Below are 19,774 nucleotides of genomic sequence, written 5' to 3' on the forward strand. Positions count from 1 at the left end.
CCGACCCTAGCACTTCCGGCCCGGCGGGAAACAGGCGCCAATTCGGAAAATGCGGCAAATAAATGCGATCCGCGACAGGTTGCTGCGCTAGCTCCGGACGGCGGCGCGCCGGTCGGTCGCCGAACGGCGGTCGACGCCCGAGCGGCGCTCGGGTCCGGTATAATTGGGATCGACGGCCTTGCGCCGGTCCGCGCGGCGACGGCCTGCGCCGCTCCGCTGTTCATATTCGGGTTCCATCTGGTCCCTCCTTCTCCGCCCCACCGACGGAAGGAGTGTCTATCGCAGCAAGGCGATGAGAAATGGTTAACGGCCGCCTAGGCGGCCGGAGCGCCGCTCGCCGCACCCGATGCCGGGCGCGACAAGACCCACCAGGCCCCGACCATCAGCAGCAGCGACAGCGCCTCGATGATCATCCCCTGCACGATTCCGGCGTTGGTCGGATCGCCCATTGCAACCCCGACCAGCCGTCCGGCGAGCGCCGTGCCATAAAGCGCCGCCGGTACCAGCAGCGCGCGCAGCCATCCCGGCACCAGCGCCCCGAGCGCCGCCGCACCCGCCGATACCAGGAAAAAGGCCGAAAGGTCGGCGCGCAGCGTGTTGATCGCAACGCCGCTGATCGTGAAACCGAAGGTCTCGGTATAGCTTGCCGGGTCGAGGAACCCGCGCGCGCCGACGATGAAAAAGAAAAGCGCCCAGAGCAGGACGGCGCCGCGCAAGACCCAGTTGACCATCATATTCTCCCCTTGTTGCACCGCAGGCTGCGGCATCGGGGACGAAAGCGCAATCTATTCCGCGGCGAATGTTTCCTCGATCCAGCCGCCGCCGAGCACGCGGCTTTCGTTCGCGGCGTCATACAGCACCGCCGCCTGCCCCGGCGCGACGCCATATTCGGGCGCCGCGAAGACCAGTCGCTCGCCTTCGACGCGCGCCGGAACCGGCTTCGCCATGCTGCGCACCTTGGCGAGCACGTCGCGGCCCGAAACATCGGCGAGCCAGTTCGCCTCGCCCAGCCGCGCGCCCGCCACCGCGAGCGCACGCCGCGGCCCGACGACGACTTCCTTCTTCGCGGCATCGAGGCGCACGACATACAGCGGTTCGGCCTGTCCGCCGATCTCGATCCCGCGCCGCTGCCCGACCGTGTAGTGGATCAGCCCCTTGTGCGCGCCGAGCACCGTGCCGTCGACATGGACGATCGCGCCCTGATCGTCGGCGTCGGGACGCAGCTTGCGCACCAGCGTCGCATAGTCGCCGTCGGGAACGAAGCAGATGTCCTGGCTGTCGGGCTTGCCCGCGACGCCGAGGCCGAGGTCGCGGGCGATCTCGCGCACGACGCTCTTTTCGAGCCCGCCCAAGGGGAAGCGCAGGAAATCGAGCTGTTCCTGCGTCGTCGCGAACAGGAAATAGCTCTGGTCGCGCGCCGGGTCGACCGCGCGGTGCAATTCGGCCCCGGCCGGCCCCGTCACGCGCCGCACATAATGACCGGTCGCCAGACAATCAGCGCCCAGATCCCTCGCGAGCTGGAACAGGTCGGTGAACTTCACCCCCATGTTGCAGCGAACGCAGGGGATCGGCGTGCGTCCGGCCAGATATTCGTCGGCAAACTGATCGATCACCGTGTCGCGAAAGCGGCTTTCATGGTCGTGAACATGGTGCGCGAAGCCCAGCCGGTCGGCAACCGCCCGCGCGTCGCGAATATCCTGCCCCGCGCAGCACGCACCGACGCGCTTCGCCTTGGCGCCATGATCGTAAAGCTGCAGCGTCACCCCGATCACCTCGGCGCCCGAGCGCGCCGCAAGCGCCGCGACCACGCTCGAATCGACTCCGCCCGACATGGCGACGACGATTCGCCGGCCCTTCATCGGTTCGGCGAGCTGAAAATCGGCCCGGGCGAGCCCGGCGGGGACGGCAATCGTGTCGATCATGATCGGCGCCATCTAGGGACAAATGCGCCGAAATGCCAGCTTTCCTGCGCCCCCTGTCAAGATATTGACGCCGGTTAAGCTTCGCTAACGAGGCATGAAATGGGCATTTACCGAGCCTTAGGTCGTTCGGACTAGACCGATGGCATGAACCTCGCGCCCTCCGATCTTCCGCGCCTTGCCGGTGCTGCCAGCCTGTCGACGCCCGGCTTCGACATCATCCTGGCGGTGTCGGGTGCACGTCAGGCTGCGCTGCCGACCGCGATGCTGGCCGGGCGCGAATCGCTTGCCGGAACCGCCGCCGCGCGGCGCGCGCTGCTGTGCGGAACGATCGCAAAGGACCGCGCGTTTGGGCCGCGTCCGGCGCGATTCTTCGACCTGTCGGACGAGGGGAACATCCTGTCCGAAAGTCTGAACAAGCTGTTTACCAGAGGGTTTCAGTCGATGTTGAAACCCGGGCCTCTAGACGAGTCTTCGCCGGACCACCCCCTGTCCGGCGGCGAAAAAGTGGAATGAATATGATCGAGAATCAGAAAATCCGTCCGGCTCAGGTCATCGGCCCCCTCGGGGAACCGCTGACGCTCGACACGCTGCCCCCCGCGAACACCACGCGCTGGGTCGTCCGTCGCAAGGCGGAGGTCGTTGCGGCGGTAAACGGCGGCCTGCTGACCGTCGACGAGGTGTGCGAACGCTACGGCCTGACGCTCGAGGAATTCGCCGGCTGGCAACGCTCGATCGACCGCAGCGGCATGCCCGGCCTGCGCGTCACGCGTATCCAGCATTACCGCGATCTATACGAACGCCAGCAGCGCTTCTAATCGCGCGCGACAACCAGCAGAAGGGCGCCTCCGGGCGCCCTTTTTTTTTGACTTGGGCACAGTCTGCGAAGGGACGGGAGCAGGCGCGAGAGGGGGCGATGCGCACGCCATCCCCGATCGTCGGCTCTCTGCCGCGTGACATTTTGGTTGCAACTCAATTGTTCACCCCGCGTTAAGCCCCCGAGTCAACTTTTGGAGTCACTCGATATGCGCAAGATGTTCATTACGCTCGCCGCCACCTCGGCCCTCGCGCTGGGCGCCTGCCAGAGCCCGGCCGCCGACAAGGTCGAGGATCAAGCCGAAGCTAAGGCCGACGCGATCGACGACCAGGCCGACGCGATGCCCGAGGGGCCCGCCAAGGAGGCGATGGAGCAGAAGGCCGACGTCGTCGAGGAAATGGGCGAAGAAAAGGCCAATGCGATGGACGACAAGGGCGAGATCGCCCCGTCCGAAACCGGCGTCGGCGACACGCAGAAGAAATAAGGGCTGCCTCCCCTAAAGGGCAGGGTGAAGGGCGCCGGGCGATTCCGGCGCCCTTTGTCGTGCGCGCGCGCTTTTCCGGAAATATGCCGGACCTGTGAGCGGAGTCACCGCGGCACCGCGCAGCGCCCGCTATTCACGGTCCGTGGGACGAAAACGCTTCGGCGACGCCCCATCGCTCCACCCTCCCGCCGCCGTTCGCGACCACGATGGCGGGAGGGACTAGCCCCGCACGCTTACCGGTCCAGCGCCGCGAACACGTCCTGCACCCCGCGCGCATCGGTATCGGCGCGCAGCAGCGCAAGGCTCGCCGCGACGTCGAGCCGGTAGTCGGCGACCCCCGCGCTCTCGCCTCGCCAGATTGCGCCGAGCGCCTTGATCAACCGTTTCGCCGCCGCATTTTCGCTCAGCATATGCACGTCGAGCGCCTCGATGCCTTCGGCACGACACTGGAGCAGCAGCGCGGCGGTCATCATCCGCGCCAGCCCCAACCCGTGAAAGGCGTCGAGCACCGCCACCGAATATTCGCCCACCGGCCCACCCGGCCGGTCGCGCACCGCGTGCACTGCTCCGATCGCGGGTTGGCCTTCGCATTCGGTACAGATCGCACCCCAGCCGATATGGTCGTGCCCGTCGACATCGAGCAGCCGCTCGATCACGGGATCGGGCAGCATCGGCGCACATGAAAAGAAACGCAGGTAGCGGGCCTCGGCCGACAGCGTCTCAATTCCCGCCCGCAGCAGCGGCTCGTCATCAGGGGTGATCGTGCGCAGGCACACGGCGGTGCCGTCGGCCAGCCGGCTGTGCACGGCGATATCGCCCAGCGCGGGGCGCGGCTGCGGCCTCGAAGCGGCTCTCTCGTCCATCGCGCCTCCTGCACCGACGATAGCAGGCATCACAATACTGGCAACACCCTGCCGCGCGTCGATAAAGCGCATGGAATGAGGGCCTTGGAAATCTGCCCGCGCAGATCGATCACCGTTCAGGCCGCCCCTTCGCCCGGTCGGCGCGCCGCCGGAATCCCCGATTGGTACAGTGATCGGTCTTCTTTGGCATTGGCCCGAATGCCCCATGCCTTTACTTGGCAGTAACCAAATCTAGGGGGATTCGATGAACATCCGCATACTGCCCATCCTCGCCGCCGCCGCGCTCGCGTCGCTGCCCGGCGTCGCGCATGCAGACGTCATCACGCTCGGAAGCGGCGACCTCAACAAGAGCTTCACCGTCGACTACAACGGCTACACCGGCAGCGGCGCGATCGACGGACTGACGTCGCAGATCGTCTTCACGCTGACCGGCACGACGGCGAACAGCTATACGCTGAGCTATGCGGTCGCGAACAATTCGGGCACGCCGATCACCGGTTCGCGCGTGTCGGGTTTCGGCTTCAATACCGACCCGACGATCAGCGGCGCGTCGAGCACCGGCACCTACAGCGTGACCGCGCTCAACTCGAACGTGCCCAACGTCGGCACCGTCGACGTGTGCTTCAAGGGCGGCGGCGGCACCAACAGCTGCGCCGGAGGCGGCGGCGGCGGTGTGAGCCTCGGCGATTCGGGTTCGGGCACACTGACCCTGTCGTTCGCCTCGCCCGTCACCTCGCTGACGCTCAGCGACTTCTTCACCCGCTACCAGTCGATCAGCGGCGCGGGATCGACCACGTCAGCGGTCGGCAGCGGTACGATCAGCACCTCGTCGGGCGGCACCTCGTCGGGCGGGACGCCGGTTCCCGAACCCGGCATGTTCGGCCTGTTCGCGCTGGGCGTCGGCGCATTGATGTTGCGCCGCCGGCGCGGTGCAGGCGCGCCCCAGCTCGCGACCGCCTGATCGGGCTGGTCCGCGACCGCGATCAGCGGTTCGCGGCCTCCCAATGCGCCCTGATCGCGGCGTTGCCCGGCGCGAGCCGATGAGCCTTGGCGAGATAGGTCCGCGCCGCGGCGCGATCCTTGCCCGACGACCAGAGCACCCAGCCGAGACTGTCGAGCACCGATGCATTGTCGGGCGCCTGCTTGAGCGCATCCCGCAGCAAGGCCACTGCCTTGTCGGACTGACCGTCCTGAAAATACGCCCAGCCCATATTGTTCAGGATCATCGCGTCGGGCCGGACACCCTCGCGCTCGATCAGGGCCTCGTAGGCGATGATCGCGCCCTTCCAGTCCCGCGCTGCCAGCGCTTGGTCGGCCCGAACGAACAGATTGGCCGTCCGCTCGGCTGAGGGCTTCGTGGCACGCGCGGCATAGGCGGCGGCGGCGTCCGCCTGCCCCGCAGCCTTCGCATGACGGGCCAGCGCCGCAAGCACCGCCCGCGACGCGCCGGGGCCGTCGGCGAGCGGCTTCAACGTCGTCACCGCCCGTTCGGGATCGCCCGACGCCGCATAGGCCGCGGCCAGCGTGAGCGCCGCATCCTCGTCGCGCGCGCCGCTCGCCAGATAGCGCGACAGTTCGGCAATCGCGATGTCATGGTTGCCCGCCGCCATCGCGACCTGCCCCGCGAGCAGCTGGATCGCCGGACGGTCGCCGGCGAGTTGACGCGCTGCGAGCAATTTTTCCTGTGCCTCCTGCGCGTCGCCGCGCAGCAGCGCCAGCCGCGCCGCGGCGATCGTCGTCGCCGGCGACTGCGGCGCGATCCGGCGCAGTCGCTCGACCACGCCGGTCAGTGCTTCCTTGTCCTTGGCCGCCGCGAGCAGTTCGGCCTGCGCCGCAAGCGGTCCGCTGTTCAGCGGGTTCCGCTTCTCCGCCGCGGCATAATGTGTCAGCGCGCCGCTCACATTGGCGCGCCGCTGCGCGATCGCACCGGCCGCCATTTCGATTTCGAAACCATTGCCTTTGGCCTCGCGCGCGGCGCCGACCAGCCGCTCGGCCTCGGACAGATCGCCGCGAAGCATGGCAAGACGCGCAGCCACCAGCTGAAGCCCCGCATCGCCGGCATGATCCGCCAATCCCGATGCAACTTCTCGGGCTGCCGCCGCCATGTCACCGCCGTCGATTGCGCAGAGCGCGCGGACCCGTCGCAACGTTGCAGACATAGCCGCCTTGCCCGGCGGCGCGCCAAGCAGGTCGCCGCACCGCCCGCGCAGCATGTCGGCCTCCGCCTGCAAGTCCGCGAGCTCGGGCGATGGCGGCTTGCCGCCGATGCGCGCCAGCGTGGCCGCGGCCCCCTCGCCGTCGCCGCTCGCGATCTGGATACGCGCCATCAGCCCGAGCGCCGCGGCATTGCCGGGTTCCGCCTTCAGGACATTCATCAGGGCGATGCGCGCATCGCCCCATTGCCCCGCGGCATAATAGCGCTCGGCATCGGCGAGGCGCGCGCCGCGCTCCGGCTGGCAGGCGGCCAGAAGCGCGAACGCCGGCAGGATCAACGATAGCGAAAGGCGCATGGGGATCGGGGCTCCTCGAACATGTGCGAGCAACCCTAGTGCTCAATCCTCACCGGTGCGTTAAGCCCGGCGGACCGCGCCCGCTCGCGTCAGCGGCACTTCAGCTCGCCGCGGTCGATCGCCCGGCCGAGCAAGCCGCCGCCGGCCGCGCCGATGATCGTGCCGACCGTCCGGTCGCGTCCGCCATCGAGTTCGCGTCCGACGAGCGCACCGACCGCCGCGCCGATGATCAACCCGGTCGTGCCATTGTCGCGGCGACAATGATAGCGACCGTCGTTCCCGCGCCAGATGCGGTCGTTGTGCGACAGGCGCCGCGGCTCGTAATAACGGCCATAGCTGTCATAAAGTCCGCGATCCTTGGCACGCTTTCCGTGCGCGGGAGCCCAGGGCGGCGGGTCGGCGAACGCGGGCGCCGTCGGAATGGCGAGCGAGGCGAGCACCGCAGCGGCAAGAAATTTCTTCACGACGGATTCTCCTTCTGTGATCCGGCAAGGCTATGGCACGCACCCCGAACCGGCGCTGAACGATAGCGACGCCCACCGGCGGCGTCCGGGAGGTCCTTTGGCTTATATTGGCGCGGAACGATCGCGTCGACCATTTGGGCGACCGGCCCCTCCGCTCCCTTCGCTCGTACGCGGCCCGCAAGGAGGCGCGAGGCAATCGACGAAAACCGACCGCGACGCGACCGGCACTCTCGCCCCCTCGCGCGCGCCGCGCTAGGATCATGCCCCATGCACGGCAGCCACCGCACCCTATCGCAGCAAGCGGCGTTTCTGACCATCGGGCTGTGGATCGCCACCGCGGGGCTTTTCCTGCTGCCCGCGCTGCTGCTCGACGATCCGGTTTCGGCGTCGATGCTCGCGGGGGTGGGCAGCACGGTCGCGCTGGGCATTCCCGTTTCGGCCCTGATTTTCTGGAGCGCGCTGCGCTTTCGCGACGCCGCGCCGTGGCGGCGCTACGGACTGACCGGGCTGGTCGCAATAGCGGTCGCGGGTGTCATGACGCTGGTCGACGCGTACAAGAGCGCCTGGCTGATGCGATTGCTCGATCCTGCCATGGCCCCCGAGCGCGTCATGTTCCGCGCGCTGGCGAACCTTGCCGGCTGGGCGCCGCTGTTCGCGCTGATCGCCGCCATCTACCTGATCCTGATCCATAACGAGCAGCTCGCTGTCCGCGCGCGCGAAGTGGCCGAGGCGCGCGAGGCCGCAAGCAAGGCCGCGCTCGCGACCGCCGAAGCCGAGCGCGCCGCCACATCGGCGCGGCTCGAAACCCTGCGCTACCAGCTCAACCCGCATTTCCTGTTCAACACGCTCAACGCCATCTCGTCGGCGGTCGTGACCGGCCGTGCCGACGCGGCGGAAGCGATGCTGGGCAAGCTGTCGGATTTCCTGCGCACGACATTGACCGCCCCGGCAACGGGCATGGTCGCGATCGACGACGAACTGCAGACGCTGGCCGACTATCTGGCGATCGAAGGCGCCCGGCTGGGCGACCGCCTGAATGTCGAGATGCACTGCCCGCCCGAGCTGCGCGACATCGGCGTGCCGGCCCTCCTCCTCCAGCCGCTGGTCGAAAATGCGATCAAGCACGGCGTCGGATCGACCAGCCGCCCGGTAGCGGTGTCGATCGATGTCGCACAGACCGGCGACACGATCCGTATCTGCGTGACCGACGATGCGGCCGGTCACGGAATGGCGCCGGATGCACCGGGTACCGGCCTCGGGCTCGCCAATGTCCGCGAGCGCCTTGCCGCGATCTATGGCGCAGAGGCGTCGCTCGACGCTGCGCCGACGGGCGACGGTTTCCGCGCCTGCATCCGCTTTCCGTTGACGAATTGAGCCTGCTGATGCGCGTCCTCCTCGTCGACGACGAACCCCCGGCGATCGAACGCCTTGCCGCCTTTTTCGCCAATATTCCGGGCAGCGAAGTCGTCGGGACCGCCGCCAACGGCGTCGAGGCGCAAGCCGCGATCGCGCAGTTGCACCCCGACCTGGTGATGCTCGACATCCAGATGCCCGAAATGGGCGGGCTGGCGCTGGCGGGAACGCTGCCGCTCGACGAGCGCCCCGAGATCGTCTTCGTCACCGCATTCGAGCAATTCGCTCCCGACGCGTTCGAGGTCGAGGCGGCCGACTATCTGCTCAAGCCGGTGCGGCTCGACCGGCTGCGGCAGGCGGTCGAACGCGCACGGCGCCGCCAGACGGGTCGCCGCGCCGCGATGCAGTCGGGCGGCGGAGCGACATCGACGTTCGACGATGCGATCTGGGTTCCGCTGCGCGAGGGACAGGCCCGCGTCCCGATCGCGGCCATCGACTGGATCGAGGCGGCGGGCGACTATGCGATGCTGCACACCGCGCTGCGCAGCCACCTGCTGCGCACGACCATGTCGGCGCTCGAAAAGCGCATCGATCCCGGCGAACTGATGCGCGTCCACCGATCCGCATTCGTCCGGCTGGCGCGCGTCGTCGAGATCCGCAGGGTCGACAAATGGCTGCTCACGCTGGTCCTGAACGACGGCGCCGAGGTCGCGGTCGGCCCCAATTATGCACGGGCCGTGACCGCGGCCCTCGCCGGCGGCTAGAATCCGCGACCGCAACCAGCGTTTCAGCCGCGGGCGAAAGTCCAGCGGCTCGGACCGCTGGTCAGGACGAAGCGCCCCCCGGCAAGCTGCATGCCGTACCGCTCGGTCGATTTGGCGATCGCCGCCGAACCGCGGCGACCGCAGCTCGTCACGAAGCTTTCGGTACCGCCCTCGACCGAAAAAACCGCCTGTCCGCCGCCCTGCGCGACACGTCCCTGCTTCACCTGCGTCGTGGTGATCGTGCAATCCGCCTGCTCGGCATGCCGCCGGACGATCGTCCATTGGAACCGCCCGTCGGCTTCGACCGCGAGCGTCATCGACCGCGCGACCTCCATCATCACCGGTTCGGTGACGATCGTCGTGCGCGTCATCGACCCGTAGCCGACCGTCCCGCCAAGGTTGGTGCCCTGCGAAACGCCGACGTTGGGCTGGAGCTTGATGCGCGGCACCAGCACCAGTTCCTTGCCGCTGCTCGCCTGGGTCCAGCGGCCGATGGCACCGGCCAGCGCCGACTGGGCGTATAGCGCAGGGATCGCCGCGGCGGCGACCGCCGCAAGCAGCAGGATGGAACTTTTCTTCATCGACATGTCCTTGTCTGGCGGGGATGGGGCGTCCCGGACGTCCTCCCGTCGGGCCGCGAACGCGGAGCGGGCGAAGCGAACGCCCGGGCGTGCCGGGTCAGAAGACGCCGACCCAGCTGTCGCTTCCGGCATATTCATTGGCCTTGCCCCAGCACATCAGGCCGGGCCGCGATACGCTCTGGCCGCCCTTTTCGAGGCGATAGGTCATCTTGCGGCAGCGAAACCCGTTCACCTGCTCCTCGCCGTCGATGGTCAACGTCCCGGAAAAACCGCTGGCAGACCAGCGATGGACATGGCCCACGGGCAGCCGCGACAGGCGCGTTTCGGCACCGCCATATTTGCCCGAATATTCGTCGCGCGGCCAATCGGGCCAGCCCGCTTGGGCATAGCCGCCTTCGCAGCTCGTGCATCGCACCTTGCCGAACGCGTCATAGGCCGTCTTGGCGGTCTTCCAGTCCTCAGGGATGGGCATGCGGCTCGGATATTTGGCGTCGTTCGCCGCCATTTCGCGCCGCGCGCGTTCGGTTGCGGTCTCGGGCACGGCGACGGCGCCCACGGGCCTGCCCTTGTCTTCCCCGCGCGGCGTTTGGGAACATTTGCCGGTCGCCGCCCCGTCGCCCGCGGCCGTCCGGCGCCCGGAGTCCTCGAGACCGGACCCGCGATCACCATCACCGCGCAGCGCCCCCGCAACCGAACCCTCCAGCCCGCCCGAACGCGCAGCGGACAACAGGCCGCCCACCCCGCGCTTCTTTTGCGGTTTCGGCACGGCGCAGCCATCCTGCGCCTGCACGGCAACGGGTGCCCCCGCGGTGAGCGCCGTCCCGGTCGCCAGCAGGGCGGCCATCATCATCGGATATTTCATCTGTTCCTCCTCGGATCCGTCGATCCGGGAATGGAACGCGCGCCCGCGCGCGTCGCCGCCGCGGCGACCGAAGCCGCCCAGCGCACGCCCGATACCTCGATCCGCGACGAACACCGCTCGACGGGCGACGAAAATCGCGACCGGCGGAACGCGCCGACGGCCGGCTTGCCTTCATCACGAGGGAAAACACCGGCTGGCTGGGGCGGCAGATGCCGGAGAGACATACCACGTCGTTGATTTAATTAGAATAAATTCAAATCTCGGAGACGATTACCATCAATTGGCACATCATTTTGAGGAGCTTTCACGAGCCAATTTGGGATATGCGGCCAGCCGTGGCTTTTGTACGTTGGAACTTACGAGGCCATGCCAATGGGCCCTCCGAACTTCAGGTTTCATGAATTACGTCATTCCCGTGAACTCCGGGCTGCCAATCCCATGATCACAACAGACGTCGTCCGTGGGTTCACGAGCACGCCAATGTTATCAGTCGCGCAGGTCCCGATTTAAGCGCCGCCCGCAATCTTTCCAGGAGCGGCATCCCAAGCGATGTGGGCAGTTCCTCACCGCGAACCTAAATCGCGGCCGTCACCGCAGATCAATGAGGCTGACCCTAAACCTTTAGCAAAGCCCCTCCATCGACTGCTAGTCCGTGTCCAGTTATGAATCCTGCCTCTTGGGAAGCCAAAAAGACAAAAGCGCCAGATACATCCTCGGGAGTTCCCATGCGCCCTACAACACCCATATTATCATAAGTCATTTGCAGCGTCGGATCGGCATCGATCAGCGGCTCGGTGATCCCCGTCAAAATGGCCCCGGGGAGTATGTAATTGGCGGTTACTCCGCGAGGACCTAGCTCAATTGCGAGCGTCCGCGTCAAACCGGCTACCGCGTGCTTGCTGGCCGCATATGCAGCAAGACCGGGGTAGGAACGTTCGGCCATGATGGAGGCTGTATTGATGAGGCGGCCCCAGCCGCGGTTAGCCATGTCCGGTGCAACGGCGCGACATAGTTTAAACATCGCAGTTATGTTCACGGCAAGCGTACGGTCCCATATTTCGTCGGCACATTCGCCAATATCCGCATAGTCGCATATGCCGGCATTGTTCACCAGGATGTCAATGGGGCCAAGTCGACGTCCAGTTTCTGCGACAATCGAGGCTGGCGCTTGCGGATCGGTGATGTCGATCGCCAGACTGCACAAATCATCCGACGCATCGAATATTGTAGATGTTGCCGTCCGATCCACGACACACACGCGAGCGCCCTCGGCGAGAAATCGGCGCACAACAGCCTTTCCAATTCCGCTCGCTCCACCGGTTACCACGGCTACTTTTCCGCTCAACATCGATGCCATTGTGCTTTCGCCTATACGTGGGCCTGCGACGCAAGCCATCAACCGGTGATGATTTTCCCGATCAAGTCGCCGACCTGGTAAATCTCGCCGACCTCCCCGATGATCTCAAGTTTCCCGGACAACGGAGCAGTGATTTCGTTCGTCGCCTTGTCCATCTCGAGTGCATAGAGCGTTTGCCCGGCCTCGACAGCCTCACCGTCAGCGGCAAACCACTCCACAAGCGTGGCCTCGGTCATGCTGATCCCGATCTTTGGAACTCGTATTACTGCGGTCGCCATTATCGCCTCATGGTTTTGATGATTGCAGCGGAGATGTCCTGCCGCTGGTACAGGAATGCCTGTTCGAGCACGGGCGAGAAGGGGACCGGGGCAAACGCCGAGCCAACCCGCTCGACCGGTGCTTCGAGCGTGTCGAAGAGGTGCTCATGAATTATCGCCGAAATTTCGGCGCCGACGCCAAAGGCCTTTACGGCTTCATGCACGACAACTGCCCGTTTTGTCTTTTCGACCGAAGCCAGAACCGCCTCACGATCAAAGGGAGCAATTGTACGCAGATCAAGCACCTCTACCGACACGCCAGTCTGATCGAGCTCTTCTGCTACCATCAGAGCATGGCCGATTGCCGGGCCATATCCGATCACGGTCACATCGGTTCCCTCACGCGCGACCGCAGCCTTTCCGAGAGGGACGCGATATCCAGGCTCGGGCGCGGCGCCCGACACTCCGTAGCTGACCGAGTTCTCGATAAAGATGCACGGGTCGTTGTCGAGGATGCAAGATAGGAGCAGACCCTTTGCGTCAGCCGGGTTGGATGCGGTGACCACCTTCAGTCCCGGAACATGCGCAAACCATGCCTCGAGCATGTCGGAATGCTGACCGCCGAAACCGGCGCCCGCGCCGGTGGCCGTACGAATCGTCAAGGGCACGCTCGTTTGCCCGCCGGACATGAAGCGAAGTTTGGCCGCGTGGTTCACCACCTGATCCATCGCGACGGTCATGAAGTTCATCAGCATGATCTCGGCAACAGGACGGTAGCCGACAAGCGCCGCGCCGACTGCAGCGCCAATGATCGCTTGCTCCGCAATCGGTGTCGACCGAACGCGATCGACACCATATTTCGAGGAGAGCCCCTTGGTGGCACCGAACACCCCGCCACCCTGATCGTCGGCGATATCCTCCCCCATCAGAATCACCCGAGAATCGGCCGCCATCGCCTCATCCATCGCGAGATTGATTGCTTGGCCGAAGCTCATGCGCTTGGGCCGGCTCTTCCCCTCGGTCGTCATGCCGCGATCTCCTCTTCATACACGTCACGGCGCAACTCGGCGATGTCGGGATAGCTGCTCTCGAGCGCATGCGCTGCCGCCGCGTCCACTTCGGCGCGAAGCTCGGCATCGATCTTGTCCAGCGTCGTTTCAGGTATTTGGCGCGCAAGAAGTTGTGATCGAAACGCGGGAACCGGATCTACCGCTTTCGCAGCGGCCATTTCCTCGGCCGGAATATAATGGCTGTCATCTCCCAAGAGATGGCCGAAGAAGCGGAAAGTCTTGGCCTCTATAAAGGTGGGGCCCTCGCCGGCTCGCGCCAGATCGACGGCGGTCTTCGCGGCATCATACATGGCGAAGGCATCATTGCCATTCACCTGCACTGAGCGGATCCCATATCCGATGCCGCGGTCCACCAATTCCTTGCAACCCGTCGACATCGCCTGAGGCGTATGCTCACCATATAGATTATTCTGACAAACGAAGAGCACCGGAAGCTTCCAGATTTGTGCCATGTTCAGGCTCTCATGGAATGCTCCGATATTCGTAGCCGCGTCGCCGAAGCACACGACCGTAACCTTGTTGTCGCGCTCGAGCTGGCTGGCCAGCGCGAGACCATTGGCTATCGGCATACCGGATCCGACAATACCGGTCGTAACCATCACGCCTGTTTCGGGATGTGTAATGTGCATCGGGCCGCCTTTGCCCTTGCATGTTCCGTTTCCCTTACCGGCGAATTCGGACCAGAGGTCCCGTGCGGGAATGCCTTTCGCCAACTGGTCATGCATTCCGCGGTAGGTCGTTACGAGATAATCGTCCTGCTGCAGAGCGGCCATCAAAGCAGCAGCCAATATCTCCTGCCCTCGCGGACTGTAGTAGAGGATCTGCAATGTTCCGGAGAGGATGAGATTGCGAAACTTCTCGTCGCACTGATACACGAGATTGGCGCGACGATAGATGTCGAGCAAAACCTCATCGGCAATATGGGTCTGCGGGGGCAAGACATGTCTCCATTCGTTTGGGAAAGCCGGGAAGCGCCTGGTGCTCCATCGCGATGATGCAGACCAGGCACCCCATCCTCCCCAGGATTTCGTCGTTCAGAAGCGGTAGCGCATTTCCAGACCATAGGTCCGCGGTTGCCCCCAAGAGGCAATATTAACTCCGAGATTGGCGCCCTCGGGAACGCCGCCCACCCAATAGCCCCGATTGCCGACATTCTTAACGAAGGCGCTGACAGTGACGGGAGCGGAGAAGGGCTCCTCCCAGTCGAGCCTCACATTGCCGAGTGCATATCCTGGCAGACGGGTGTCCGGATTGATCGTGTCATTAAGGTTCGAGAAATATTGCCCCGTCTGTGCGTAAAGCTCCGCTCGCAACCCGAGCGAACCCGCGTCACCCGGCAGCGGCGCCGTCGCTTGGGCAAACAGCGTGCCGGTCCATTTCGGCGCGTCCGCATATGGTCCGAAATCGACCGAAGTCCCGAAGAAGGAAACGCGCGGGCTGGTGAACCGAGCATTCGCGTAGGCGATCGATCCGCCGAGTTCGAGCCAGCTTGCCGGTTTGACGTTAATGTCGGCTTCGACACCCGTCACTTTGGCCTTCGGCACGTTCGCAGTGAATGACAGCGGATTGCCGTTCAAAATATAATATGCGGTCCGCTGAATATCGTCGATCCATTGATTGTATAGGGCAAGGTTCATCCGCAGGGGGGTATCACCCACCCTTCCGGCAAATTTGGCTCCAACCTCGACGTCCTTCACCTTCTCTGGAAGAAACAGATTTCCGCCGCCAGCAGCGGTGGCAAACACGGGAGGGGAAAAGCCGTTGAAGCCTCCGGTGCGCCAACTGCCACGCGTCACCGCATAGAGCATGAGGTCCGGCGATACCTGATAATCCAGTCCGACCGACCAACTCGGTTTGCTGAACTTTATCCGTTCGGAAGGCGCACTGGCGTAAATCGTGCCGGGCGTCTGCGCGATGGAGAATGTCTCCCACGTATAGCGCAAGCCGCCAGTGACGCTCAGCCCGTTGCCGAACCGGTATGTGGCCTGACCAAAAAGCGCGCGCGAGCGATCGACCGTCGACCAACCATAGGTGACCGGCGTTCCGGGAATCTCAGGAGACAGATCGAAAGCAAGAAGCGGATGGTCCTGCTGGTCCTTTTGGAATGAATAATATCCGCCGATGATGAAGTCGAGCGAGCCGTCTGCGACGGTTCCCTGAAGCTGCAACTCGTTAGAAAATTGACGGGTACGATATGTCTGGCCGATCGAATCGGCTGGCGAGTTGAGCGCAGCGAAGATGGGATAGGGCGTGCCATCAAGATCGCTCTGCTCATTGGCTCGCGACCTGGTGAAGCCGACAATATTTTTCAGCTGGAGGTCGCTGCCGAGATCAAGCGTCGTCGCGTTAGAGATGAAGCCCGCCCTGGCACGATGCCGCGCCGGGTAATCATTATAGGATGTGAACTTCCCCAAAGTGCGAACATATGCCTCCAGCGCCTTCACACCATCGGGGTAAACGCCGGGATGTGCCGCAAGAAAGGCCGCAAAAGAGGGAAATGAGGGATCATAAAGGCACCCCGCCGACGAGGAGGGCGTATATCCATTGTTCGTCAGACCGCATGCATTCGCCGAATATAGAAACGGGTCCGAATTGGTGCCGCCGAACCAGCCATATTGACCAACGAACTCATTCGTGAGCCCTTCGAACGGCTTAACGGTCAATGAGACACGAAGCGACCGGGCGTCACTGCCGCCGGTACGGGTATCGCGGTACGCATTATAGACGTTTCCGTCCGACCGATTATAGTCTCCGGCTACCCGAAGCATCACCCTGTCTGAAGACAGGGGGATATTGACCGCGCCCTGGAGACCAGCTTGGCCAAGGTTTCCGACACGCGCTGAAACAAAGCCTTCAAACTCGTCGGTGGGCTTTTGCGTTTGATACAGCACGGCCCCGCCGGTCGCATTGCGGCCGAATAGCGTCCCCTGGGGCCCCTTCAGTATCTGAATTCCCTGAAGGTCGAAGAAAGATGTCGCGGTACTCGCAGAGACCTGCACTTCGTTGATGTACGGAAGAACGCCGGGCGACGAATTCGAGAAGGCGTCGACCGACTGGCCGCGAATCGAAAAGTTCAGCTGATTCTGGCTAAGATTTTGCCGTACCGTGACCCCGGGCGTCGCAAGTTGAAGATCGGCCTCGCTTCGGATTGCCCTCTTCTCCAGATCTTCGGCGCCATAAGCCGAAATGGAAACGGGCACAAGCGCGAGCGATTCTTCCCGGCGCCGAGCCGTCACCACGATATCGTCGGAAGACGCAACAGTGCCATCGCCTGCTTGCGTATTATCCTGCGCATATACAGGACATGCCGCGACGATTGCCGGCAACACGCAGCTCAAGGCGCGCAGTCTCGAAATCCTCATTTACCCTCTCCCTAAATCGGCTGTTTTCCAGCCTTAAGTCATCGTCGAGACGGGCCGCGAACTCGGCAGAACGCCGTCGCCTCCCATTTTGTCCTCTCGATCATTGATGGGGAAAGGCACAGGAACAATCGACTTACTGTGCAATTTAGCTTTGCGATTTTTGCATGATTTGGTTCATTGACTAGGAAAGGGGGTGCAGGCCTAGCGATCGCAGTCCGGCAAGAGCTGCACGTTCGTCATTGTCGGAAGTATCGCCGGTCACAGCGACGGCACCCACAGGCCTCCCGTCATCGCCGTTGATGACCACACCACCAGCAGCGGGTATGATTCCGCCAGGCACAATCGAGGCGAGGGAGCCGATGAAGCTCGGACGATCCGCCGCCATCTCTCCCACGGCTCGACTGCTGACACCGAGAAACAGGGCCCCCGAAGCCTTGCCCAGAGCCAGGGCGAACCGACCGTGCGACGCTCCGTCCTCACGCTGGAATGCCACGACATGCCCGCCAGGGTCCGTGACGACAACACTGAGCGGCTTAAGCTTCATTCGTGCCCTTTCCGCGAGAATGGCAGAGATAAGCTTGTTGGCGTCAGACAGCGAAATCATGATGGTTTTAACCTTTCCAATGAATCATCGCTTCGGGGAGTGGACCGCCGGTCGCCCAATCTATGATTTCGACGATATGAAGAACGGGCCGGGCCACGCCGGGCGCTATCTGCATGGCGCAGCCAATGTTGGCCGTCACGATCAGGTCGGGGGCGAGCCGCTCCAGATTGTCAGCTTTGCGTTTGCCGAGCTGAGAGGCGAGCGACGGCTGAAGAATATTGTAAGTCCCGGCGGATCCGCAGCACAGGTGAGGCTCGGCTGGCAAACGCACTTCGAAACCGACCCGCGTCAAAAGATCCGATCCGATGCTGCCGATCTTTTGGCCATGCTGCAACGAACAGGGCGCGTGATAGGCAATGCTCGGAAGCGGAGTGTCGCGCGTCGGCGGCAAGGCAATACGCGACAGCAGTTCCGTGCTGTCACATACGAGCGCGGCCAACTCGCGCGCTGTCTCGGCAAGGTCGCCGTCATCGCGCAGAAGATGGGCATAGTCCTTGAGCATCGAACCGCATCCCGAGGCGGTTGTCACGATCCCCAGCACCGGACCTTTAGAAATCTCGTCCCGCCAAGCCCTGACATTATCGCGCACAAATTCGAGACTCTCCTCGCGGCGCCCCAGATGATGAGGGATCGCACCGCAGCACACCTCGCCCTTCGCGACGACCACCTCAACACCTGACCGTTTCAGGACGCGGGTTAGTCCCGCACTGAACGACGGACGTAACGAGGGCTCGATACATCCACCGAACAGGATAACGCGCCCGATGGGTTGCTCGACTTGACTTTCCGGTACAACGGAAGCTGTTGGCCGTCCGGATGCGGGCACCATACGCAGCATCGCGGCAAGCGGCGCGGTTAGCGACGTCCTCGCAAGGAGAGGCGACAGCGGGCGCGCCAGTCTTCCGAGCCGCAGTGCCATCCGAAACCGGCGCGGAAAAGGCAATATGCGGGCCAAGGCCCAGCGGAGCATACGGTCGGTGAAAGGGCGCTTATAGTGCGTCTCGATATAAGCCCGTCCATGGTCGATGAGATGCATATAATCGACCCCCGATGGGCAAGTCGAAGTGCAGGAGAGACAGGACAGGCAGCGATCGATGTGCGTCACGACTTCGCGAGTAGGCGTCGCCTCCTGCTCCAGCATCTCTTTGAGCAAATAGATGCGCCCTCGCGGGGAATCGAGTTCATTGCCGAGAAGAACATAGGTTGGGCAGGTCGCGGTGCAGAAGCCGCAGTGGACGCATTTACGTATAGCTCGTTCCGCTGCGGCGGTCTCCGTGTCCGCAAGCTGCGTTTCGGAAAAATGGGTTTGCATCAAAAGCGCCCTGTCTCGAATATGCCGGAAGGATCGAAGCCCCGACGAACCCGGCCTTCGAGCGCGGCCAGCGGCGCGGAAGATGTCTCGAACGCTGCAACGCGCTCGCGTACTTCGTCAGGCGCACGAAGCAGCATCGCGTGGCCGCCGAACGCGGTAGCAATCTCGCGAACCCTGACACTTTTGTCGCCAACGCTGACCCACAATAGTCCGCCGGCCCAATCCATCCAGTAGCTGGCACCAAGCGTTTCGAGCGCTTCCAAGCAGGCGGAAGCCCTGCTCGGCAAGATGCTGACGCGCCAGAGCGGCTGGTCGAATGGTAAAGCCACATTCGGCCCGATCGCGCTCCAGTCGCAAGTCTCGGCACCGATCATGTCTACGGGGCGCTCTCCCACGTTGTCCGAAATGAACCGAACCAGGTGATCACACCTTGCCTCGACCGATTCACGGAATCCTTCTATCAGGAAGTCCGTCACGGAATGCTCGGCACCGGTACAGTGCCAAGCCAATGGTGCAGGAAAATGGCGAGCCGCAGCGATTTCCGTGGACGTACCGAGAGCATGAGCCATGAGATTGGCGGACTGATTGACACCAAGGCCAGTGACGCGGACGGTTGTCGACACTTGAGGTCGCGGCATTGTTTTTAACGTGACCTCGACGAGCGCGGCGAGACGCCCCCAACTGCCCGCCATCAGCTTGGGAAGGTCGTAGCCCGTAACGTTTTTCACGACGCGTCCGCCGGCTACAAACAGTTCGCCGCGTCCGGAGACGGCCGTAAAGCCAAGCAGATGGTCGCGTGCCGCGCCGCGGGCGAGGCGGCGCGAGCCAGAGGCATTGGCAGCCAGGACCCCGCCAATAGTCGCAGTGCCCTCCACACCGAACAGCGATGCATGGTCGAACGGATCGAAGCCCAGCACCTGCTGCTCCGCCTCAAGCGCGCTCGCAATCACATGAAGAGGCGTTCCGGCGCCTGCCGTGAGCACGAGTTCGGCAGGTTCATAGGAATTGATGCCGCTGAACCCTCGCATATCCAGCACCTTCTCGCGGCCTAGGGGACGGCCGACCAGATCCTTTGTTCCGCCACCCCGGATACGCAGCTTTTCTCCCGCACAAGCTGCATCGTTGATCACGTAGCGCAGGTCATCAGCGTTACCGGGGCGGTACACCCTGGCGCATGATTCAATCGGAATTGTCA

22 protein-coding genes are annotated in these 19,774 nt (G+C 63.9%); 6 read left to right on the forward strand and 16 right to left on the reverse strand.

Annotation, left to right across the window (positions count from 1 at the left end; translation table 11 throughout):
* Positions 1–87: 87 nt before the first annotated feature.
* The 3 genes from EAO27_RS14200 to mnmA form a co-directional block, all read right to left on the reverse strand.
* On the reverse strand, positions 88–237 hold the full coding sequence (locus EAO27_RS14200; protein WP_242770824.1) for a hypothetical protein: 150 nt from the start codon (positions 235–237) through the stop codon (positions 88–90).
* Positions 238–314: 77 nt separating this feature from the next.
* Entirely contained in the window at positions 315–734 is a 420-nt protein-coding gene (locus EAO27_RS14205; protein WP_242770825.1) for a hypothetical protein, read from the reverse strand.
* Positions 735–785: 51 nt separating this feature from the next.
* Positions 786–1,934 (reverse strand): tRNA 2-thiouridine(34) synthase MnmA, encoded by a 1,149-nt coding sequence (gene mnmA, locus EAO27_RS14210; RefSeq protein WP_242770826.1) that lies wholly within the window; start codon positions 1,932–1,934, stop codon positions 786–788.
* Between the two features lie 132 nt (positions 1,935–2,066).
* On the opposite strand from mnmA, the gene EAO27_RS14215 reads away from it, so the two are divergent.
* The 3 genes from EAO27_RS14215 to EAO27_RS14225 all read left to right on the forward strand — a co-directional run bounded on the left by EAO27_RS14215 (position 2,067) and on the right by EAO27_RS14225 (position 3,220).
* Positions 2,067–2,435, forward strand: coding sequence for a hypothetical protein (locus EAO27_RS14215; RefSeq protein ID WP_242770827.1), 369 nt, complete (start codon positions 2,067–2,069; stop codon positions 2,433–2,435).
* 2 nt (positions 2,436–2,437) lie between these two features.
* Entirely contained in the window at positions 2,438–2,737 is a 300-nt protein-coding gene (locus EAO27_RS14220) for a DUF1153 domain-containing protein (RefSeq protein ID WP_242770829.1), read from the forward strand.
* A 207-nt stretch (positions 2,738–2,944) separates the two neighbouring features.
* Complete coding sequence (locus EAO27_RS14225) at positions 2,945–3,220, forward strand: hypothetical protein (protein WP_242770831.1); 276 nt, start codon at positions 2,945–2,947, stop codon at positions 3,218–3,220.
* A gap of 233 nt (positions 3,221–3,453) precedes the next feature.
* On the opposite strand, the gene EAO27_RS14230 is transcribed toward EAO27_RS14225, so the two are convergent.
* The gene (locus EAO27_RS14230; protein WP_242770833.1) at positions 3,454–4,083 is read right to left on the reverse strand and encodes a GNAT family N-acetyltransferase; all 630 of its coding nucleotides are present in this window, start codon (positions 4,081–4,083) and stop codon (positions 3,454–3,456) included.
* A 244-nt stretch (positions 4,084–4,327) separates the two neighbouring features.
* On the opposite strand from EAO27_RS14230, the gene EAO27_RS14235 reads away from it, so the two are divergent.
* A complete protein-coding gene (locus EAO27_RS14235; protein WP_242770835.1) occupies positions 4,328–5,044 on the forward strand; it encodes a cistern family PEP-CTERM protein in 717 nt (238 codons plus the stop codon).
* A gap of 22 nt (positions 5,045–5,066) precedes the next feature.
* On the opposite strand, the gene EAO27_RS14240 is transcribed toward EAO27_RS14235, so the two are convergent.
* Complete coding sequence (locus tag EAO27_RS14240; protein WP_242770837.1) at positions 5,067–6,593, reverse strand: tetratricopeptide repeat protein; 1,527 nt, start codon at positions 6,591–6,593, stop codon at positions 5,067–5,069.
* A gap of 89 nt (positions 6,594–6,682) precedes the next feature.
* Positions 6,683–7,057, reverse strand: coding sequence for a glycine zipper 2TM domain-containing protein (locus EAO27_RS14245; protein ID WP_242770839.1), 375 nt, complete (start codon positions 7,055–7,057; stop codon positions 6,683–6,685).
* Between the two features lie 267 nt (positions 7,058–7,324).
* On the opposite strand from EAO27_RS14245, the gene EAO27_RS14250 reads away from it, so the two are divergent.
* Both EAO27_RS14250 and EAO27_RS14255 read left to right on the forward strand, forming a co-directional pair.
* Positions 7,325–8,431: a histidine kinase gene (locus EAO27_RS14250; RefSeq protein ID WP_242770841.1), complete on the forward strand. Its 1,107-nt coding sequence runs from the start codon at positions 7,325–7,327 to the stop codon at positions 8,429–8,431.
* Between the two features lie 8 nt (positions 8,432–8,439).
* Positions 8,440–9,174: a LytTR family DNA-binding domain-containing protein gene (locus EAO27_RS14255; RefSeq protein ID WP_242770843.1), complete on the forward strand. Its 735-nt coding sequence runs from the start codon at positions 8,440–8,442 to the stop codon at positions 9,172–9,174.
* A gap of 23 nt (positions 9,175–9,197) precedes the next feature.
* On the opposite strand, the gene EAO27_RS14260 is transcribed toward EAO27_RS14255, so the two are convergent.
* The 10 genes from EAO27_RS14260 to EAO27_RS14305 form a co-directional block, all read right to left on the reverse strand.
* Positions 9,198–9,755 carry a hypothetical protein gene (locus EAO27_RS14260; protein ID WP_242770845.1) on the reverse strand — a complete coding sequence of 186 codons (558 nt, stop codon included), beginning with the start codon at positions 9,753–9,755 and terminating at the stop codon, positions 9,198–9,200.
* A gap of 97 nt (positions 9,756–9,852) precedes the next feature.
* Positions 9,853–10,617 carry a hypothetical protein gene (locus tag EAO27_RS14265; protein WP_242770847.1) on the reverse strand — a complete coding sequence of 255 codons (765 nt, stop codon included), beginning with the start codon at positions 10,615–10,617 and terminating at the stop codon, positions 9,853–9,855.
* 613 nt (positions 10,618–11,230) lie between these two features.
* A complete protein-coding gene (locus tag EAO27_RS14270) occupies positions 11,231–11,974 on the reverse strand; it encodes an SDR family NAD(P)-dependent oxidoreductase (protein ID WP_242770849.1) in 744 nt (247 codons plus the stop codon).
* Between the two features lie 38 nt (positions 11,975–12,012).
* Positions 12,013–12,252 (reverse strand): lipoyl domain-containing protein, encoded by a 240-nt coding sequence (locus EAO27_RS14275; RefSeq protein ID WP_278190100.1) that lies wholly within the window; start codon positions 12,250–12,252, stop codon positions 12,013–12,015.
* Entirely contained in the window at positions 12,252–13,259 is a 1,008-nt protein-coding gene (locus EAO27_RS14280) for an alpha-ketoacid dehydrogenase subunit beta (RefSeq protein WP_242770853.1), read from the reverse strand. The genes EAO27_RS14275 and EAO27_RS14280 overlap by 1 nt, the downstream gene beginning before the upstream one ends.
* Positions 13,256–14,239: a thiamine pyrophosphate-dependent dehydrogenase E1 component subunit alpha gene (locus EAO27_RS14285; protein WP_242770855.1), complete on the reverse strand. Its 984-nt coding sequence runs from the start codon at positions 14,237–14,239 to the stop codon at positions 13,256–13,258. The genes EAO27_RS14280 and EAO27_RS14285 overlap by 4 nt, the downstream gene beginning before the upstream one ends.
* Positions 14,240–14,335: 96 nt before the next feature.
* A complete protein-coding gene (locus EAO27_RS14290; RefSeq protein ID WP_242770857.1) occupies positions 14,336–16,663 on the reverse strand; it encodes a TonB-dependent receptor in 2,328 nt (775 codons plus the stop codon).
* A gap of 181 nt (positions 16,664–16,844) precedes the next feature.
* Positions 16,845–17,267: a heme-binding protein gene (locus EAO27_RS14295; RefSeq protein ID WP_242770859.1), complete on the reverse strand. Its 423-nt coding sequence runs from the start codon at positions 17,265–17,267 to the stop codon at positions 16,845–16,847.
* A 7-nt stretch (positions 17,268–17,274) separates the two neighbouring features.
* Positions 17,275–18,579: a glycolate oxidase subunit GlcF gene (glcF, locus tag EAO27_RS14300; RefSeq protein ID WP_242770860.1), complete on the reverse strand. Its 1,305-nt coding sequence runs from the start codon at positions 18,577–18,579 to the stop codon at positions 17,275–17,277.
* Positions 18,579–19,745 (reverse strand): FAD-binding protein, encoded by a 1,167-nt coding sequence (locus tag EAO27_RS14305; protein WP_242770861.1) that lies wholly within the window; start codon positions 19,743–19,745, stop codon positions 18,579–18,581. Before EAO27_RS14305 ends, glcF begins: the two co-directional genes overlap by 1 nt.
* Positions 19,746–19,774 lie beyond the last annotated feature (29 nt).

Source organism: Sphingopyxis sp. YF1, from assembly GCF_022701295.1.
GTDB lineage: Bacteria > Pseudomonadota > Alphaproteobacteria > Sphingomonadales > Sphingomonadaceae > Sphingopyxis.

Coding starts and splice junctions, on each gene's coding strand:
- EAO27_RS14200 (WP_242770824.1), bottom strand. CDS start 237: ATGGAACCCGAATATGAACAGCGGAGCGGCGCAGGCCGTCGCCGCGCG.
- EAO27_RS14205 (WP_242770825.1), bottom strand. CDS start 734: ATGATGGTCAACTGGGTCTTGCGCGGCGCCGTCCTGCTCTGGGCGCTT.
- mnmA (WP_242770826.1), bottom strand. CDS start 1,934: ATGGCGCCGATCATGATCGACACGATTGCCGTCCCCGCCGGGCTCGCC.
- EAO27_RS14215 (WP_242770827.1), top strand. CDS start 2,067: ATGAACCTCGCGCCCTCCGATCTTCCGCGCCTTGCCGGTGCTGCCAGC.
- EAO27_RS14220 (WP_242770829.1), top strand. CDS start 2,438: ATGATCGAGAATCAGAAAATCCGTCCGGCTCAGGTCATCGGCCCCCTC.
- EAO27_RS14225 (WP_242770831.1), top strand. CDS start 2,945: ATGCGCAAGATGTTCATTACGCTCGCCGCCACCTCGGCCCTCGCGCTG.
- EAO27_RS14230 (WP_242770833.1), bottom strand. CDS start 4,083: ATGGACGAGAGAGCCGCTTCGAGGCCGCAGCCGCGCCCCGCGCTGGGC.
- EAO27_RS14235 (WP_242770835.1), top strand. CDS start 4,328: ATGAACATCCGCATACTGCCCATCCTCGCCGCCGCCGCGCTCGCGTCG.
- EAO27_RS14240 (WP_242770837.1), bottom strand. CDS start 6,593: ATGCGCCTTTCGCTATCGTTGATCCTGCCGGCGTTCGCGCTTCTGGCC.
- EAO27_RS14250 (WP_242770841.1), top strand. CDS start 7,325: ATGCACGGCAGCCACCGCACCCTATCGCAGCAAGCGGCGTTTCTGACC.
- EAO27_RS14255 (WP_242770843.1), top strand. CDS start 8,440: ATGCGCGTCCTCCTCGTCGACGACGAACCCCCGGCGATCGAACGCCTT.
- EAO27_RS14260 (WP_242770845.1), bottom strand. CDS start 9,755: ATGAAGAAAAGTTCCATCCTGCTGCTTGCGGCGGTCGCCGCCGCGGCG.
- EAO27_RS14265 (WP_242770847.1), bottom strand. CDS start 10,617: ATGAAATATCCGATGATGATGGCCGCCCTGCTGGCGACCGGGACGGCG.
- EAO27_RS14270 (WP_242770849.1), bottom strand. CDS start 11,974: ATGGCATCGATGTTGAGCGGAAAAGTAGCCGTGGTAACCGGTGGAGCG.
- EAO27_RS14275 (WP_278190100.1), bottom strand. CDS start 12,252: ATGGCGACCGCAGTAATACGAGTTCCAAAGATCGGGATCAGCATGACC.
- EAO27_RS14280 (WP_242770853.1), bottom strand. CDS start 13,259: ATGACGACCGAGGGGAAGAGCCGGCCCAAGCGCATGAGCTTCGGCCAA.
- EAO27_RS14290 (WP_242770857.1), bottom strand. CDS start 16,663: ATGAGGATTTCGAGACTGCGCGCCTTGAGCTGCGTGTTGCCGGCAATC.
- EAO27_RS14295 (WP_242770859.1), bottom strand. CDS start 17,267: ATGATTTCGCTGTCTGACGCCAACAAGCTTATCTCTGCCATTCTCGCG.
- glcF (WP_242770860.1), bottom strand. CDS start 18,579: ATGCAAACCCATTTTTCCGAAACGCAGCTTGCGGACACGGAGACCGCC.